Origin of the sequence: Salipiger marinus (genome assembly GCF_900100085.1) — a bacterium.
Taxonomy (GTDB): domain Bacteria; phylum Pseudomonadota; class Alphaproteobacteria; order Rhodobacterales; family Rhodobacteraceae; genus Salipiger; species Salipiger marinus.
In genome coordinates, this window is the sequence record NZ_FNEJ01000001.1 from 178,168 (window position 1) to 192,068 (window position 13,901).

Below are 13,901 nucleotides of genomic sequence, written 5' to 3' on the forward strand. Positions count from 1 at the left end.
AGGAGACTGCCATGGCCGAGCTTGAAACACGCATCGCACAGGGCCGGGGCGATGCCCCCGCCGATCTGGTGCTGCGCGGCGGACGGCTGTTCGACCTCGTCACCGGCGCGCTGCTGGAGGGCGACGTGGCGATCTGCGGCGACACCATCGTGGGGATCCTCGACCATTATGAAGGGCGCGAGGTGATCGACGTGACCGGCCAGATCCTTGTGCCCGGCTTCATCGACACGCATCTGCATATCGAAAGCTCGCTGGTCACGCCGTTCGAATTCGACCGCTGCGTGACCCCGCGCGGGGTGACCACCGCCATCTGCGACCCGCATGAGATCGCCAATGTGGTGGGGGCGGCGGGCATCCGCTATTTCCAGCAGGCCTCTGAACACACGCTGATGGACATCCGGGTGCAGCTGTCGTCCTGCGTGCCGTCGACGCATATGGAAACGGCAGGGGCGGAGCTTCTGGCCGAGGACATCGCGGCGCTGCGCGGGCACCCTTCGGGCATCGGGCTGGCGGAGTTCATGAACTATCCCGGCGTGATCTTCCGCGATCCGCAGGCCATGGCCAAGCTGCGGCTCTTCGAGGGCGGGCATGTGGACGGGCACTGCCCGCTGCTGTCGGGGCGGGATCTGAACGCCTATGTGGCGGCGGGCATCCGCACCGAACACGAGGCGACCAGCGCCGAGGAGGCGCTGGAAAAGCTGCGCAAGGGCATGCGGGTGCTGATCCGCGAAGGCTCGGTCAGCAAGGATCTGCACGCGCTGCAGCCGCTGCTGGACGAACGGACCTCGCCCTACATGTGCCTGTGCACCGATGACCGCAACCCGCTGGACATCGCCGAACATGGCCATCTGGATTACATGATCCGCACCCTGATCGCCCTTGGCACGCCGCCGCTTGCCGCCTATCGCGCCGCGACCCTGTCCGCCGCCGAAGCCTTCGGCCTGAAGGATCGCGGCATGATCGCGCCGGGCAAGCGCGCCGACATCGTGGCCGTCGACTCGCTGGAGGGCTGCCATGCGCAGCTGGTTCTGGCGGGCGGGGTGCGGGTGGATCAGGCGGCCTTTGCCGCGCGGGGCCATATCCCCGAGGTCGGGCGGCAGTCCGTGCATGCGCCGCACCTGCGGGCGGAGGATTTCCGCAGCACCGCCAACCGCACCGCCACGGATGTCATCGGCATCCGCGAGGGGCAGATCCTCACCGATCATCTGCACGAGGACATCGCGCTCAGCGACGGGGACAAGCGCCCCGATCCCGCGCGCGACCTGATGCGGATTGCGGTGGTGGAACGCCACGGGCGCAACGGCAACATCGCCACCGGCTTCGTGCGGGGATTCGGGCTGCAGCGCGGCGCCATCGCCTCCACCGTCTGTCACGACCATCACAACATCGCCTGCGTCGGCGCGGATTATGCCGACATGGCGCTGGCCGCCAACCGGCTGGCCGAAATCGAGGGCGGGTTTGTCGTGGCCGAGGCCGGGCAGATTCTGGCGGAACTGGCGCTGCCAGTGGCGGGGCTGATGAGCCTTGAACCGTTCGAGGCGGTGCGCGACCGGCTGACCGACCTGCGCGCCGCCGCCCGCAGCCTTGGCGTGACGCTGGAAGAGCCGTTCCTGCAGCTGGCCTTTCTGGCGCTGCCGGTGATCCCCGCGCTGAAGATCACCGACCGCGGCATGGTGGATGTCACGAAATTCGAGATCATCCCCGGCTAGGCCGCGTCACGGGCAGCGGGTATAGACCAGCGGCTCGGGGATTGCGCCCTCGCCGGTTTCGCGGCGGGTCAGGGTGTCGCCGCTCTGCTCCAGCAGGATGTCGCGGGACCATGTCATGCCCTCGCCGCTGAAGTTGAACCGGGCGGCGATGCGGCTGGGGGTGGCTTCGGTCACCTCGCCCAAGGTGGCGCGGGATTCGTAGAATACCAGCCGCTCCGGCTCCACCGTCAGCAGTCCCTTGGCATCGTCGCGGCCCGGCTCGCAATCGGCGGCAACAAGGCCCCACTGGCCCTGCAGCGCGGCAGGAATGGTGCCTTCGGGCACGGTGGCGGAGGGGCGGTCCTGCGGCAGGCAGGCGGCGGCAAGGGCAATGACGGTGGCGGGTATCAAAAACTTCTTCATCTTATTCAACGCTCCCGCCCGCGCAAAAGTTCCATCCTACAGCGCCGACAGCAGCGCCGGGGTGGGCCAGCCATCCACCGGCAGGCCCAGATCCGCCTGCACCGCCCGCACGGCGGCGCGGGTGCCCGCGCCAAGGATCCCGTCCACCTCGCCCACGTCATGGCCGCGCGCCTGCAGGCGCTGCTGCAGCGCCTTCATCTGCGCGCCGTCCAGCCCCGGCTGCGGGCTGCCCGCGTCATAGACCGGCGCTCCTTCCAGCCGCGTGGCGAAATAGGCGGCGGTCAGCACATAGGTAAAGCTCTGGTTCCAGTCGAAAAACACCCGGAAGTTGGGATAGGCCAGAAAGGCGGGTCCGCCCCGCCCCTGCGGCAGGATCACCGAGGCCTCCAGCCGCCCGTCATCCAGCGCGCCCTGCCGCGCGGATACGCCCAGCCGTTCCCATTCGGCCACGCTGCGCGTCACCTCCAGCCCGGTCAGCCGCAGATCCAGATCGGCAGGCAGCACCACCTCCTGCAGCCACGGCTCGCGCGGGCGCCAGCCGAGCGAGGACAGCATCGCCGCCCCCGACATCAGCGCATCCGGCACCGAGGTTTTCAGCTGCACCTGCCCGTCGCCATCGCCATCGGTGCCATGTTCCAGAATGTCGCGCGGCAGCATCTGCACCATGCCGATCTCTCCGGCCCAGGCGCCGCGGGTGGTGGCGGGGTCGAATTCGCCGCGCGCATGAAGCTGCATCGCGGCCAGAAGCTGCGGCCGGAACAGGCCGGGCCTGCGGCAGTCATGCGCCAGCGTCGCCAGCGCGTTGGCGGTGTTGAACTCGCCCTGCACCGCGCCGTAATCGGTCTCGAACGCCCAGAAGGCCAGCAGCACCCCCGGGGCGATGCCCAGCTCGGTCTGGATCCGGTCAAAGACGGCATCCCACTCCTCCGCCTTGCGGCGGCCCCGGTCCAGCCGGTCCTGACTGATCAGCCGGCGCGAAAACTCGATGAACGGCGCCTGAAAGATGCCCTGCCCGCGATCCGCGCGCAGCACCGCCGGATCGGGCCGCAGCCCCGCCACAAAGCTTTGCGCCGCCTGCGGATCAATGCCCGCCGCCACCGCCTCGGCCCGCACCCCGTCCAGAAAGGCGGCAAAATCGCCGCCGCAGGGCACCGTCTGCGCCAGAGCGGGAGCAGGCAGCGCAAGGGCAAGGCTCAGGATCAGGGCGCGCATGGACCACCTATCTGCTTGGTTGTGCCGCAACCTAACACCGCTCTTTCTGCGCGCAACGGGCAGGCGGGGTGCCGCCCAATGCACCGGCAGGAAGGCGCTGTTTGCATTTCGTTCACGAAGTTTACGAGAGTATTAATCATTTGTTTAGGGTTGGCGACGAAAAGAAACAGACGTGAGGCTGGGGCGAAAACGGGGTTGTGGGACGGCGGAGGTCGGAATGAAGGTGCTCATCGTCGAGAGCAGCAAGGAGCTGTCGGCGCTCTGGCGTCGGCATCTTGAACGGCTGGGAGCGGTCGTGGCGATTGCCCATGATCAGGACAGCGCCACCACGCTGCTGCAGCGGCGCGATTTTTCCATCATGGTGCTGGATCTGGTGCTGGACCACGGCAGCGCGCTGGCCGTGGCCGATTTTGCCAGCTACCGCCGCCCCGACTGCCGGGTGATCTTTGTCACCAACACCTCGTTCTTTTCGGACGGGTCGATCTTCCGGCACTGCGCCAATGCCTGCGCCTATCTGCAAAGCCAGACCGAACCCGCCGATCTGGCCGCCATGGTCGAACATTACGCCGGGCAGCGCGTGGCGGCGGGCCGCTCCGTCTAGAGCCCGCCGCGCCCGTGCGGCGCCTCCAGATCCAGATCCGGTCCGATGGGCACGATCCGGTGCGGATTGATGGTGTCATGGCTGTAATGGTAATGCCGGGTGATGTGGTCGAACCGCACCGTCCCGGCCACGCCGGGCCATTGATACAGCTCGCGCAGATAGCCCCACAGGCTGGGATAATCCACGATCCGCGCCCGGTTGCATTTGAAATGCCCGTGATAGACCATATCGAACCGGATCAGCGTGGTAAAAAGCCGCCAGTCCGCTTCGGTCAGCCTTTCGCCCATCAGATAGCGCTGGCCGGCAAGCCGTGCCTCCAGCCAGTCCAGCGTCTCGAACAGCGGCACCACGGCGGCGTCATAAGCCTCCTGCGTTGTGGCAAAGCCCGCCTTGTAGACGCCGTTGTTCACGGTGTCATAAATGCGGTCATTGACCGGCTCGATCTCCGCGCGCAGCGCTTCGGGCCAGTAATCATCGGTATTGCCGGTCAGCCCGTCAAAGGCGCTGTTGAACATGCGGATGATTTCGGCGCTTTCGTTCGACACGATGGTGCCGCGGCTCTTGTCCCAGAGCACAGGCACCGTCACCCGCCCCGAGATCTGCGGATCGGCGCGCAGATAGACCTCGCGCAGGAAGCTCAGCCCGTGCAGGCGGTCGCCGGTGGTGCCGGGGAAATCCAGATCGAAGGTCCAGCCGTCGGACAGCATGTCGGGATGCACCACGCTGACCTCGATCAGATCCTCCAGCCCCTTGAGGGCGCGAAAGATCAGCGCGCGATGCGCCCAAGGGCAGGCATAGCTGACATAAAGATGATAGCGCCCCGCCTCGGCGGCAAAGCCGCCCTCGCCCGAGGGCCCCGGCGCGCCATCCGGCGTCACCCAGTTGCGGAAGGCGGTGTCGGACCGGACAAATTTCCCGCCCGTCTTTTCGGTGTCATACCACTGGTCGCTCCAGCGGCCGTCGATCAGCTGGCCCATGACGTGCTCCTTTTCCGGTGTCGATGGGCAAGCTAGCGCCCTCGGGCCCACCCGCAACCGCGCCCCGCGCGCAGCAGCCCCCGCAGCAGCGCACAGATGCCGGTCAGCCCAGCATGTCCCCCGGCCCCAGCGGCAGCCCCCGCAGGAAACTTTCCGCCTCCTGCGCGCCCCGGCCCGCGCGCTGCGCCCGCGTCACCTGCACGGCGCCGCTGCCGCAGGCGACGGTAAAGCCCGTGTCCAGCACCGCCCCCGGCGCGCCGGCGCCTGCGGCCAGCCGCGCCCCCAGCAGCTTGATCCGCTCGCCCTGATGCGTGGTCCATGCGCCGGGAAAGGGCGACAGCCCCCGGATCAGCCGGTCAACCTCTGCCGCAGGACGGGTCCAGTCCAGCGCCGCCTCGGCCTTGTCGATCTTCTGCGCATAGGTGACCCCCGCCTCCGGCTGCGGCTCGGGCACCAGATCGTCCAGCCGCGCCAGCGCCACGCCGATCAGATCCGCCCCCAGCGCCGACAGCCGGTCATGCAGCTCGCCCGTGGTCTCCTCGGCGCCAATCGCCACCGCCTGCCGCAGCAGCACCGGGCCGGTATCCAGCCCCGCCTCCATCTGCATGATGCAGATGCCGGTCTCGGCATCGCCCGACAGGATGGCGCGATGGATCGGCGCCGCCCCGCGCCAGCGCGGCAGCAGCGAGGCATGGATGTTCAGACAGCCGCGCGCGGGCGCGTCCAGCACGACCTGCGGCAGGATCAGCCCATAGGCCACCACCACCGCCACCTCGGCGCCAAATGCCGCAAATTCCGCCTGCGCCTCTGCCCCCTTCAGCGAGACGGGATGCCGCACCGGCAGACCTAGCGCTTCGGCCCGCGCCTGCACCGGCGAGGGGCGGTCCTTCTTGCCCCGGCCTGCGGGGCGCGGCGGCTGGCAGTAGACGGCGGCAATCTCGTGCCCGCCTGCCACCAGCGCGTCCAGCACCGGCACCGAAAACTCGGGCGTTCCCATGAAGATCACGCGCATGCCGCTGCCCTTCCCCTGTTCTTCTTGGTCCAAATATCCCGGGGAGCGCGAGGGGCAGAGCCCCTCGCCCTGCTTCGTGCCGCGCCTCCGGCGCGAGGGGCAGAGCCCCTCGCCTTTCCCAGTTCCGCACCTCCGGCGCGAGGGGCAGAGCCCCTCGCTTCTGTCTTCCCGCGCAGTCCGATCCGTCGCCTGCCGCGCCTAGCGCGCGCCCTTGCGGGCCCGGCGCAGCAGCATGTCGCGCTTGAGCTTGCTCAGGCGGTCAAAATACATCCGCCCTTCCAGATGGTCGATCTGATGCTGCACCGAGGTGGCCCAGAGCCCGACCAGATCGCGCTCCTCGGTCTCGCCCTCGGCATTGAGGAAGCGCACCGTCACCGCACGCGGACGCTCGATCTTGGCCGAAACGCCGGGCAGGTTCGGGCTGGCCTCCTCGTGGCTGCGCAGCTTGACGCTGGCATGCAGCACCTCCGGATTGGCCATGCGCAGCGCCTGTCCGCGCGTGTCCGAGGCATCGACCACCGCCAGCCGCAGCATCACGCCGATCTGCGGCGCGGCAAGGCCGACGCCGGGCATCGCCTCCATCGTGTCGATCATGTCGGCCCAGATCGCGCGGATCTCGTCGGTAATCGCCGCCACCGGCTGCGCGGGGGTGCGCAGCCGCGCGTCGGGCCAGGGCAGGCAGGGCCGCGCGGTCATGGCAGCGCGCCGTAATCCGCCATCAGCGCGGCGCGAACCTCGGGCTCCAGCCGGTCGAAATGCACCAGCCCGTCCAGATGGTCATATTCATGCTGCGCCACGATGGCCTCGGCCCCGTGCAGGTCCACCTCCTGCGCCGCCCCGTCAAGGTCGGTATAGCCCAGCCGGAGACGGGCGGCGCGGCGGACCTGCGCGGTCACGCCCGGAATGGACAGACAGCCCTCTGGGCCCACTGCCGTTTCCTCCGACATCCACAGGATGCGCGGATTGATGCAGGCGCGCGGCGTCATCTCGCCATCTTTCCAGCCCGCATCCATCACGAAGACGCGGAGCATCGCCCCCACCTGCGGCCCCGCAAGCCCGCGCCCGGGCGCATCATACATGGTTTCGAACATGTCGCGGATCAGCGCGTCCAGTTCGGGGCCCGGCACTGCCTCGGCGCAGGGTTGGCTCAGCCGCGGGTCGGGCCAGCGCAGGATCGGGCGCAGGCTCATACCCGGGCCCGGTCGCGTTTCAGCTTCACCATCTTGCGGGTGATCAGCTGGCGTTTCAGCGGGGTGAGGTAATCGATGAACAGCTTGCCCTCCAGATGGTCGATCTCGTGCTGCACGCAGGTCGCCCAGAGCCCGTCAAAGGTTTCGGTGCGGGGATTGCCGTCGCGGTCGATCCATTCCACATCCACCACCTTGGGGCGCGTCACCTCGGCATATTGATCGGGGATCGACAGGCAGCCTTCTTCATAGACGTTTTTCTCGTCCGATCCGGCCAGAACCCGCGGATTGAACATCACCAGCGGGCGCGGCGTCTCGCCGATATCGGGCTTCATGCAGTCCAGCACGATGAGCCGCTGCAGCACGCCGATCTGCGGCGCGGCCAGCCCGATGCCCGGCGCGTCATACATGGTGTCCAGCATGTCATCCGCCAGACGGCGCAGATCGTCCGACAGGTCGGGGACAGGGTCGCTGACCTTTTTCAGGCGGGGGTCGGGATGGATCAGGATGGCGCGTTTCATGGCCTGTCACTTAGGCAAATCCTGCGCCCTGCGCAAGCTTCCGGGGCTTGCGTCCCGCGCCCCGCCGGGTAGCGTCTGCGGCAGAGGAAAAAAGGACCGCAGACCATGACCAGCCGCTTTGACGAGGTGATCGACCGCACGGGAACCCATTGCGCCAAATGGGACAAGATGGAGGCGCTGTATGGCGTGGCGCCGCAGGACGGGCTGGCCATGTGGGTGGCCGACATGGATTTCCGCCCGCCCGAGGTGGTGCAGGCGGCGCTGCAGCAGATGCTGGATCACGGCATCTATGGCTATTTCGGCGATGACGCCGCCTATCTGGAGGCGATCCGCTGGTGGATGGACACGCGCCACGGCTGGGATCTGGACCCGGCGCATGTCTTCACCACGCATGGGCTGGTGAACGGCACCGGGCTCTGCGTGCAGGCCTATACCGATCCGGGCGACGCGGTGGTGCTGTTCACCCCGGTCTATCACGCCTTCGCCCGCGTCATCACCGCTGCGGGCCGCGAGGTGCGCGAGCTGCCGCTGGTGCAGCAGGATGGCCGGTATCAGATGGATTTTGCCAGCTATGACGCGCGGATGACCGGGCGGGAAAAGCTGCTGATGCTGTGTTCGCCTCACAATCCCGGAGGCCGCGTCTGGACCCGCGAAGAGCTGCAGGCGGTGGCGGAGTTTGCCGAACGGCACGATCTGGTGCTGGTGTCGGACGAGATCCACGCCGATCTGGTCATGCCCGGCCATCGCCACCTGCCCATGCCGGTGGCCGTGCCCGAAAGTGCGGCGCGGCTGGTGATGATGACCGCCACCACCAAGACCTTCAACATCGCCGGATCCCATACCGGCAATGTCATCATCCCCGATCCGGCGCTGCGGGCGCGGTTTGCCGCAGTGATCGGCGGGCTTGGCATTTCGCCCAATTCCTTTGGCCTGCACATGGCCACCGCCGCCTACAGCCCCGAAGGCGCCGCTTGGGTCGACGAGCTTTGCGGCTATCTCGACGGCAACCGGCGGCTGTTTGACGGCATGGTGAACGAAATCCCCGGCCTGCGCTCGATGCCGATGGAGGCCACCTATCTGGCATGGGTCGATTTTTCCGGCGCCGGCATGGCACCTGCGGATTTTGTCGCCCGCGTCGAACAGGGCGCGCGCATCGCCGCCAATCACGGCACCACCTTCGGATCGGGGGGAGAGGACTTTCTGCGGTTCAACTTCGCCACCCCCCGCGCCCGCGTCGAGGAGGCCGGACGGCGCCTGCAGGAGGCCTTTGCCGATCTGCAGTGAGGCGGCGGGGCGAGGGGCTCTGCCCCTCGCGCTGGAGGCGCGGCACTGGGTAAAGACGAGGGGCTCTGCCCCTCGCGCCGGAGGCGCGGTACGAAGCAGGGCGAGGGGCGCTGCCCCTCGCGCTCCCCGGGATATTTTGGCCAAGAAGAAGGGGGCGGGAGGCGGCGCCGCGGCGCGCGCGCTTACTGGCGGGGCGGGCGCGGGCGGTAGACCGGGATATGCCAGCCGAAGGCGAGGCTGCTGGCCCGCAGCGCAAAGGTGACCCCGGCGCAGAGCAGCGCGGCAAAGCCCGGCGCCAGCCCCAGCGCCGTGGCGGTCCAGAGCGCCAGCGCGCCCCCCAGCGCGCAGGTGGCATAGGGTTCGCCCTGTTTGAGCAGCAGGGGCACCTCGTTGGCCACCACGTCGCGCAGCAGACCGCCAAGGCAGCCGGTCATCACCCCCATGACCAGCACCACCGGGGCGGGGGCGCCTTCGGCCTGTGCGATGCCCGCGCCTGCGGCCACCGCCACCGACAGCGCCACCGCATCCAGCCAGATCAGCGTGCGGTAGCGGCTTTCCAGCAGATGTGCGGTGAAGAAGACCAGCAGCGCCGCCCCGGTGGCCACGCCCAGATACAGCGGTTCGGCGATCCAGAACACCGGATGGCGGTCCAGCAGCAGGTCGCGGAAGGTGCCGCCGCCCATGGCGGTGAGGTTGGCAAGAAAGGCGAAGCCCACCACGTCAAGCTGCGCGCGGCTGGCGACCAGCGCCCCGGTCAGCGCGAAGATCAGGACCGAGGCGAAATCGAGCAGCGCGGCGGCGGCCATCGGCTCAGGTCTTGAACGGGGCCATGCCCGCGCGGGCCAGTTCATCCGCGCGTTCGTTTTCGGGATGGCCCGCATGGCCCTTGACCCATGTCCAGACCACCTGATGGCGCTTCTGCGCCTCGTCCAGCCGCTGCCACAGTTCGGCATTCTTCACCGGCTTGCGGTCGGCGGTTTTCCAGCCGTTCTTCTTCCAGCCATGGATCCAGCCGGTGACGCCGTTCTTGACATAGGCGCTGTCGGTGACGACCGTGATCTCTGACGGGCGGGCGAGGCATTCCAGCGCGCTGATCGCGGCCATCAGCTCCATCCGGTTGTTGGTGGTGGCGGCTTCGCCCCCGGAGAGTTCGCGTTCCTTGACCACGGCATCGCCCTCGACGGCGCGCAGCAGGACGCCCCAGCCGCCCGGGCCGGGATTGCCGGAGCAGGCTCCGTCGGTATAGGCAAAAATTCTGGTCATCCGCCTGCCCTAGCCGTGCCGCGCGGGGGGCGTCAAGGGGCGCGGGATCACGTCACCACGCCCAGCCCCAGACAGGCCACCACGGCCAGCGTCATCGGCACGCGCAGGCGCAGCCACCAGCCCGGCGCCAGCCCCCAGCGTGCGAACTGCCAGTCCAGCAGCAGCACCCCCAGAAAGCCGAAGATCAGGTTCAGCGCGGCGGAAACCGGGCCGCCCCCCACCATGAAAAAGGCCCAGAGCGCCGGGATCACCGACAGGCCGTAGCCCACCGCCGCCTGCCCGCCCGAGACCGGCGCGCGGGCGGCAAAGCCCCAGAGCACGCCCGACATGAAGGCAAGGATCACCGTGCCATAGCTGAGCTGCACATAGGGCGCCACGAAGCGCCCGCCAAGCGTGGTCAGCGCGGCCTCGTAAAGCGGGTCCGACAGCGCGGTGGCCACCCCCCAGACGAAGGGCAGCAGACCCGCAAGGGCAAGCAGCAGGGCGGCGCGGGGGACGGGCATGGCGGGGCTCATGGATCAGGCGGGCACGCGCAGCACGCGCGGCACCTTGAATTCCACATCCTCGCGCGCGGTTTCCACCATATCCACGGTCAGATCGTAGCGGTCGCGGAAGGCCTGCACCACCTCGTCGATCAGCACCTCGGGGGCAGAGGCGCCCGCCGTGACGCCGATGCTGCGGATGCCCTCCAGCGCGCGCCAGTCGATGTCCGTGGCACGCTGCACCAGCTGCGCATAGGCGCAGCCCGCGCGCCGCGCCACCTCGACCAGCCGCTTGGAATTGGAGGAGTTGGGCGCCCCCACCACCAGCAGCGCGTCGCAGTCGGGCGCGATGGCCTTCACCGCCTCCTGACGGTTGGTGGTGGCGTAGCAGATGTCTTCCTTGTGCGGGCCGATGATCGCGGGAAAGCGCGCCTGCAGGGCCGCCACGATTTCCGAGGTGTCATCCACCGACAGTGTGGTCTGGGTGACAAAGGCCAGCCGCGCGGGATCGCGCACCTGCACCTGCGCGACATCCGCCACGGTTTCCACCAGCAGCACCTCGCCTTCGGGAAGCTGGCCCATGGTGCCGATGGTTTCGGGATGGCCCGCATGGCCGATCATGATCATCTGCAGCCCGGCCTCGTGGTGGCGCTGCGCCTCGATATGCACCTTGCTGACCAGCGGGCAGGTCGCGTCCACATAGACCATCTCGCGCCGCGCGGCTTCGGCGGGCACGGCCTTGGGCACGCCATGGGCGGAAAAGATCACCGGGCGGTCGGGCGGGCAATCCTCCAGCTCTTCGACAAAGACGGCGCCCTTGGCGCGCAGCCCGTCCACCACGAATCGGTTATGCACGATCTCGTGCCGCACATAGACCGGGGCGCCCCATTTCTGCAGCGCCAGTTCGACGATCTTGATGGCACGGTCGACACCGGCGCAGAAGCCGCGCGGCGCGGCGAGGTAAAGGGTCAGGGCGGGTTTGGTCATGGCGGTCTCCTGTCCGGCAACAGGTAGGCAAAAGGACGCGCGGGGTCCAGTGCCCGGCGGTCAGCCCAGCGTGAGCGCGGTCAGCCAGGCCAGAATGATGTAGCGCCCGGTCTTGGCCAGCGCCACCAAGGCCACGAACAGCCAGATCGGCGTGCGCATGATCCCCGCGACCACGGTGAACCCGTCCCCCAGCGGCGCCCAGCTCAGCAGCAGCGACCAGACGCCCCAGCGGGCATACCAGTCTTGGGCCTTTTCCAGCTGCGCCTCGGTCACCGGGAACCAGCGGCGGTGGCGGTAGCGTTCCAGCCCAAGCCCCAGAACGTAATTCACGACCGATCCCAGCGTGTTGCCGATGCTGGCCACCAGCACCAGCAGCCACAGCGCCTGCGTGCCGCGCAATTGCAGCCCCACAAACACCAGTTCCGACTGGAACGGCAGGATCGTGGCGGCCCCGAAGGCCGCGAGAAAGAGACCGCCTAGCGCGGCGGTCTCAGCAAGCATGCGGAAGGAGCCTCATCCCCATAAGGTTCCCCTTCCCGTCGCTCAGTTGCCCGAGCTTGCAACCTCGAAGTTGCGCTCCGCCTGCTGTTCGCGCGGCGGACGACCGATGACTTCGCGCAGTTCGTCAAGCTCGATGAAATTGTCGGCCTGACGGCGCAGTTCGTCGGCGATCATCGGCGGCTGGCTGCGGATGGTGGATACCACCGACACGCGCACGCCCTGACGCTGAAGCGATTCGACGAGTGGGCGGAAATCGCCATCCCCGGAGAAAAGCACGATGTGATCCACGCGCGGCGCAAGCTCCATGGCATCGACGGTCAGTTCGATGTCCATGTTGCCCTTGACCTTACGGCGGCCCTGGCTGTCGGTATATTCCTTCGCGGGCTTCGTCACCATGGTGAAGCCGTTGTAGTGCAGCCAGTCCACCAGCGGACGGATCGGGGAATACTCGTCATTTTCCAGCAATGCGGTATAGTAGAAGGCGCGAACCATCTTGCCGCGGCGCACGAATTCCTGACGGAGCAGTTTGTAGTCGATGTCGAACCCGAGCGCTTTTGCAGCGGCATACAGATTCGATCCATCGATGAACAGCGCGAGCCGTTCGTCCTTGTAAAACATCAAATGTCCTTTCGAGCAAATGGGCGCCTGCGGTCCGTGAGTGAGTGAAATATCCGGCACCCTGTCAGCAAACAGTAAAGTTTTTGGTCAAGGTTTCAAGCTGACCAATATTGCCTCATGGATACCTTATTTATGCCAAAAGAACAAGAAATCCTCATCGCTTTGGGATCAAATCTCGGGTCCGAGATCGGGCATTCCGCCGCCACGCTGAAGGCGGCGCTGGCGGCGCTGCACCGGCGCGGGCTGGCGCTGCGGCGCTGCAGCCGGATTTACAAAACGCCGTGTTTTCCGGCAGGTGCGGGGCCGGACTATGCCAATGCCTGCGCCGTGCTACATAGTGCCGAAACGCCTGCGGGGGTGCTGGATCTGCTTCATGCGACCGAAGCGGAATTTGGCCGACAGAGGATCACGCGCTGGGGCAGCCGGACGCTGGATCTGGACCTGATTGGCATCGGCGAAATCGTGCTGCCTGACGCAACGACACAGGCGGCGTGGCGCGCGCTGGATGTGGCGGAACAGGCGCAGCGCGCTCCGGCGGAGCTGATCCTGCCCCATCCAAGACTGCAAGACCGGGCTTTCGTTCTTGTGCCGCTCTGCGATGTGGCCGCAGGCTGGCGGCACCCGCTGCTGGGGCGGTCCGTGGCAGAGATGTGCGGCGCCCTGCCCGCCGCCGATCGCGCCGCGGTGGTGCCCCTGCAGGACGCGGCACCGTGATCGCTTTCGCCTTGTCTTCCTGACCCTGCCGCGCTAAACGTGCCCTTTCTGACGGACAACCCCGAAGGTGATCTCCCATGGCCCGTGTGACGGTAGAAGACTGCGTCGACAAGGTTCCCAACCGCTTCGAACTGGTGATGCTGGCGGCCCATCGCGCCCGTGAACTTACGGCGGGCGGACATCTGACCGTGGACCGGGACAACGACAAGAACCCCGTTGTCGCGCTGCGCGAAATCGCCGAGGAAACCCAGTCCGCTGACGAGCTGCGCGAACGGCTGATCGAGTCGAACCAGACCCAGATCGAAGTCGACGAGCCCGAAGAAGACAGCATGGCGCTGCTGATGGGCTCCGAAACGGACAAGCCCGCCGAAGACGACATGTCCGAAGAAAAGCTGCTGCGCGCTCTGATGGAAGCTCAGGGCGAAAACTGA

The 13,901-nt window shown here is 67.6% G+C and carries 18 protein-coding genes; 5 read left to right on the top strand and 13 right to left on the bottom strand.

The window, feature by feature from the left end:
* Positions 1–11 precede the first annotated feature (11 nt).
* Complete coding sequence (gene ade / locus BLR51_RS00905) at positions 12–1,709, top strand: adenine deaminase (RefSeq protein ID WP_089842306.1); 1,698 nt, start codon at positions 12–14, stop codon at positions 1,707–1,709.
* A gap of 6 nt (positions 1,710–1,715) precedes the next feature.
* Here the strand turns inward: ade and BLR51_RS00910 are convergent, their stop codons facing one another.
* Together BLR51_RS00910 and BLR51_RS00915 are read right to left on the bottom strand one after the other, a co-directional pair.
* Positions 1,716–2,111, bottom strand: a complete 396-nt coding sequence (locus BLR51_RS00910) for a hypothetical protein (protein ID WP_242656609.1) — start codon at positions 2,109–2,111, stop codon at positions 1,716–1,718.
* A gap of 36 nt (positions 2,112–2,147) precedes the next feature.
* Positions 2,148–3,323, bottom strand: a complete 1,176-nt coding sequence (locus BLR51_RS00915) for a lytic murein transglycosylase (protein WP_089842309.1) — start codon at positions 3,321–3,323, stop codon at positions 2,148–2,150.
* A gap of 217 nt (positions 3,324–3,540) precedes the next feature.
* Between BLR51_RS00915 and BLR51_RS00920 the strand changes: the two genes are divergently transcribed.
* Entirely contained in the window at positions 3,541–3,924 is a 384-nt protein-coding gene (locus BLR51_RS00920) for a response regulator transcription factor (RefSeq protein ID WP_089842312.1), read from the top strand.
* Here BLR51_RS00920 and BLR51_RS00925 read toward each other — a convergent pair.
* The 5 genes from BLR51_RS00925 to def (BLR51_RS00945) form a co-directional block, all read right to left on the bottom strand.
* Complete coding sequence (locus BLR51_RS00925; RefSeq protein WP_089842315.1) at positions 3,921–4,901, bottom strand: glutathione S-transferase family protein; 981 nt, start codon at positions 4,899–4,901, stop codon at positions 3,921–3,923. The genes BLR51_RS00920 and BLR51_RS00925 overlap by 4 nt on opposite strands.
* 103 nt (positions 4,902–5,004) lie before the next feature.
* Complete coding sequence (fmt, locus tag BLR51_RS00930; RefSeq protein ID WP_089842318.1) at positions 5,005–5,913, bottom strand: methionyl-tRNA formyltransferase; 909 nt, start codon at positions 5,911–5,913, stop codon at positions 5,005–5,007.
* Positions 5,914–6,111: 198 nt separating this feature from the next.
* Positions 6,112–6,609 (bottom strand): peptide deformylase, encoded by a 498-nt coding sequence (gene def, locus BLR51_RS00935; protein WP_089842321.1) that lies wholly within the window; start codon positions 6,607–6,609, stop codon positions 6,112–6,114.
* Entirely contained in the window at positions 6,606–7,103 is a 498-nt protein-coding gene (gene def / locus BLR51_RS00940) for a peptide deformylase (RefSeq protein ID WP_089842324.1), read from the bottom strand. Before def (BLR51_RS00940) ends, def (BLR51_RS00935) begins: the two co-directional genes overlap by 4 nt.
* Positions 7,100–7,621, bottom strand: coding sequence for a peptide deformylase (gene def / locus BLR51_RS00945; RefSeq protein ID WP_089842327.1), 522 nt, complete (start codon positions 7,619–7,621; stop codon positions 7,100–7,102). The genes def (BLR51_RS00940) and def (BLR51_RS00945) overlap by 4 nt, the downstream gene beginning before the upstream one ends.
* A gap of 105 nt (positions 7,622–7,726) precedes the next feature.
* Here def (BLR51_RS00945) and BLR51_RS00950 point away from each other — a divergent pair, with 105 nt between their 5' ends.
* Entirely contained in the window at positions 7,727–8,905 is a 1,179-nt protein-coding gene (locus tag BLR51_RS00950) for a MalY/PatB family protein (RefSeq protein ID WP_089842331.1), read from the top strand.
* 182 nt (positions 8,906–9,087) lie between these two features.
* On the opposite strand, the gene BLR51_RS00955 is transcribed toward BLR51_RS00950, so the two are convergent.
* From BLR51_RS00955 to BLR51_RS00980, 6 genes are read right to left on the bottom strand one after another with little or no spacing between them, the layout of a single operon-like run.
* Entirely contained in the window at positions 9,088–9,711 is a 624-nt protein-coding gene (locus tag BLR51_RS00955; RefSeq protein WP_089842335.1) for a trimeric intracellular cation channel family protein, read from the bottom strand.
* 4 nt (positions 9,712–9,715) lie between these two features.
* On the bottom strand, positions 9,716–10,168 hold the full coding sequence (gene rnhA, locus BLR51_RS00960) for a ribonuclease HI (RefSeq protein ID WP_089842338.1): 453 nt from the start codon (positions 10,166–10,168) through the stop codon (positions 9,716–9,718).
* 47 nt (positions 10,169–10,215) lie between these two features.
* Positions 10,216–10,671 carry a DUF3429 domain-containing protein gene (locus BLR51_RS00965; RefSeq protein WP_230794701.1) on the bottom strand — a complete coding sequence of 152 codons (456 nt, stop codon included), beginning with the start codon at positions 10,669–10,671 and terminating at the stop codon, positions 10,216–10,218.
* Between the two features lie 15 nt (positions 10,672–10,686).
* Positions 10,687–11,637 (bottom strand): 4-hydroxy-3-methylbut-2-enyl diphosphate reductase, encoded by a 951-nt coding sequence (gene ispH, locus BLR51_RS00970; protein ID WP_089842344.1) that lies wholly within the window; start codon positions 11,635–11,637, stop codon positions 10,687–10,689.
* Positions 11,638–11,697: 60 nt separating this feature from the next.
* Positions 11,698–12,138, bottom strand: a complete 441-nt coding sequence (locus tag BLR51_RS00975) for a YqaA family protein (protein ID WP_089842348.1) — start codon at positions 12,136–12,138, stop codon at positions 11,698–11,700.
* Between the two features lie 42 nt (positions 12,139–12,180).
* Positions 12,181–12,756, bottom strand: a complete 576-nt coding sequence (locus tag BLR51_RS00980; protein WP_089842351.1) for a LabA-like NYN domain-containing protein — start codon at positions 12,754–12,756, stop codon at positions 12,181–12,183.
* 132 nt (positions 12,757–12,888) lie between these two features.
* On the opposite strand from BLR51_RS00980, the gene folK reads away from it, so the two are divergent.
* Both folK and rpoZ read left to right on the top strand, forming a co-directional pair.
* Positions 12,889–13,470 (top strand): 2-amino-4-hydroxy-6-hydroxymethyldihydropteridine diphosphokinase, encoded by a 582-nt coding sequence (gene folK / locus BLR51_RS00985; RefSeq protein ID WP_089842355.1) that lies wholly within the window; start codon positions 12,889–12,891, stop codon positions 13,468–13,470.
* Between the two features lie 77 nt (positions 13,471–13,547).
* Positions 13,548–13,901, top strand: coding sequence for a DNA-directed RNA polymerase subunit omega (rpoZ, locus tag BLR51_RS00990; RefSeq protein WP_089842359.1), 354 nt, complete (start codon positions 13,548–13,550; stop codon positions 13,899–13,901).

Bases quoted from the DNA above. Each gene is read 5' to 3' on its own strand.
- ade (WP_089842306.1), top strand. From the start codon at position 12: ATGGCCGAGCTTGAAACACGCATCGCACAGGGCCGGGGCGATGCCCCC.
- BLR51_RS00910 (WP_242656609.1), bottom strand. From the start codon at position 2,111: ATGAAGAAGTTTTTGATACCCGCCACCGTCATTGCCCTTGCCGCCGCC.
- BLR51_RS00915 (WP_089842309.1), bottom strand. From the start codon at position 3,323: ATGCGCGCCCTGATCCTGAGCCTTGCCCTTGCGCTGCCTGCTCCCGCT.
- BLR51_RS00920 (WP_089842312.1), top strand. From the start codon at position 3,541: ATGAAGGTGCTCATCGTCGAGAGCAGCAAGGAGCTGTCGGCGCTCTGG.
- BLR51_RS00925 (WP_089842315.1), bottom strand. From the start codon at position 4,901: ATGGGCCAGCTGATCGACGGCCGCTGGAGCGACCAGTGGTATGACACC.
- fmt (WP_089842318.1), bottom strand. From the start codon at position 5,913: ATGCGCGTGATCTTCATGGGAACGCCCGAGTTTTCGGTGCCGGTGCTG.
- def (WP_089842321.1), bottom strand. From the start codon at position 6,609: ATGACCGCGCGGCCCTGCCTGCCCTGGCCCGACGCGCGGCTGCGCACC.
- def (WP_089842324.1), bottom strand. From the start codon at position 7,103: ATGAGCCTGCGCCCGATCCTGCGCTGGCCCGACCCGCGGCTGAGCCAA.
- def (WP_089842327.1), bottom strand. From the start codon at position 7,621: ATGAAACGCGCCATCCTGATCCATCCCGACCCCCGCCTGAAAAAGGTC.
- BLR51_RS00950 (WP_089842331.1), top strand. From the start codon at position 7,727: ATGACCAGCCGCTTTGACGAGGTGATCGACCGCACGGGAACCCATTGC.
- BLR51_RS00955 (WP_089842335.1), bottom strand. From the start codon at position 9,711: ATGGCCGCCGCCGCGCTGCTCGATTTCGCCTCGGTCCTGATCTTCGCG.
- rnhA (WP_089842338.1), bottom strand. From the start codon at position 10,168: ATGACCAGAATTTTTGCCTATACCGACGGAGCCTGCTCCGGCAATCCC.
- BLR51_RS00965 (WP_230794701.1), bottom strand. From the start codon at position 10,671: ATGCCCGTCCCCCGCGCCGCCCTGCTGCTTGCCCTTGCGGGTCTGCTG.
- ispH (WP_089842344.1), bottom strand. From the start codon at position 11,637: ATGACCAAACCCGCCCTGACCCTTTACCTCGCCGCGCCGCGCGGCTTC.
- BLR51_RS00975 (WP_089842348.1), bottom strand. From the start codon at position 12,138: ATGCTTGCTGAGACCGCCGCGCTAGGCGGTCTCTTTCTCGCGGCCTTC.
- BLR51_RS00980 (WP_089842351.1), bottom strand. From the start codon at position 12,756: ATGTTTTACAAGGACGAACGGCTCGCGCTGTTCATCGATGGATCGAAT.
- folK (WP_089842355.1), top strand. From the start codon at position 12,889: ATGCCAAAAGAACAAGAAATCCTCATCGCTTTGGGATCAAATCTCGGG.
- rpoZ (WP_089842359.1), top strand. From the start codon at position 13,548: ATGGCCCGTGTGACGGTAGAAGACTGCGTCGACAAGGTTCCCAACCGC.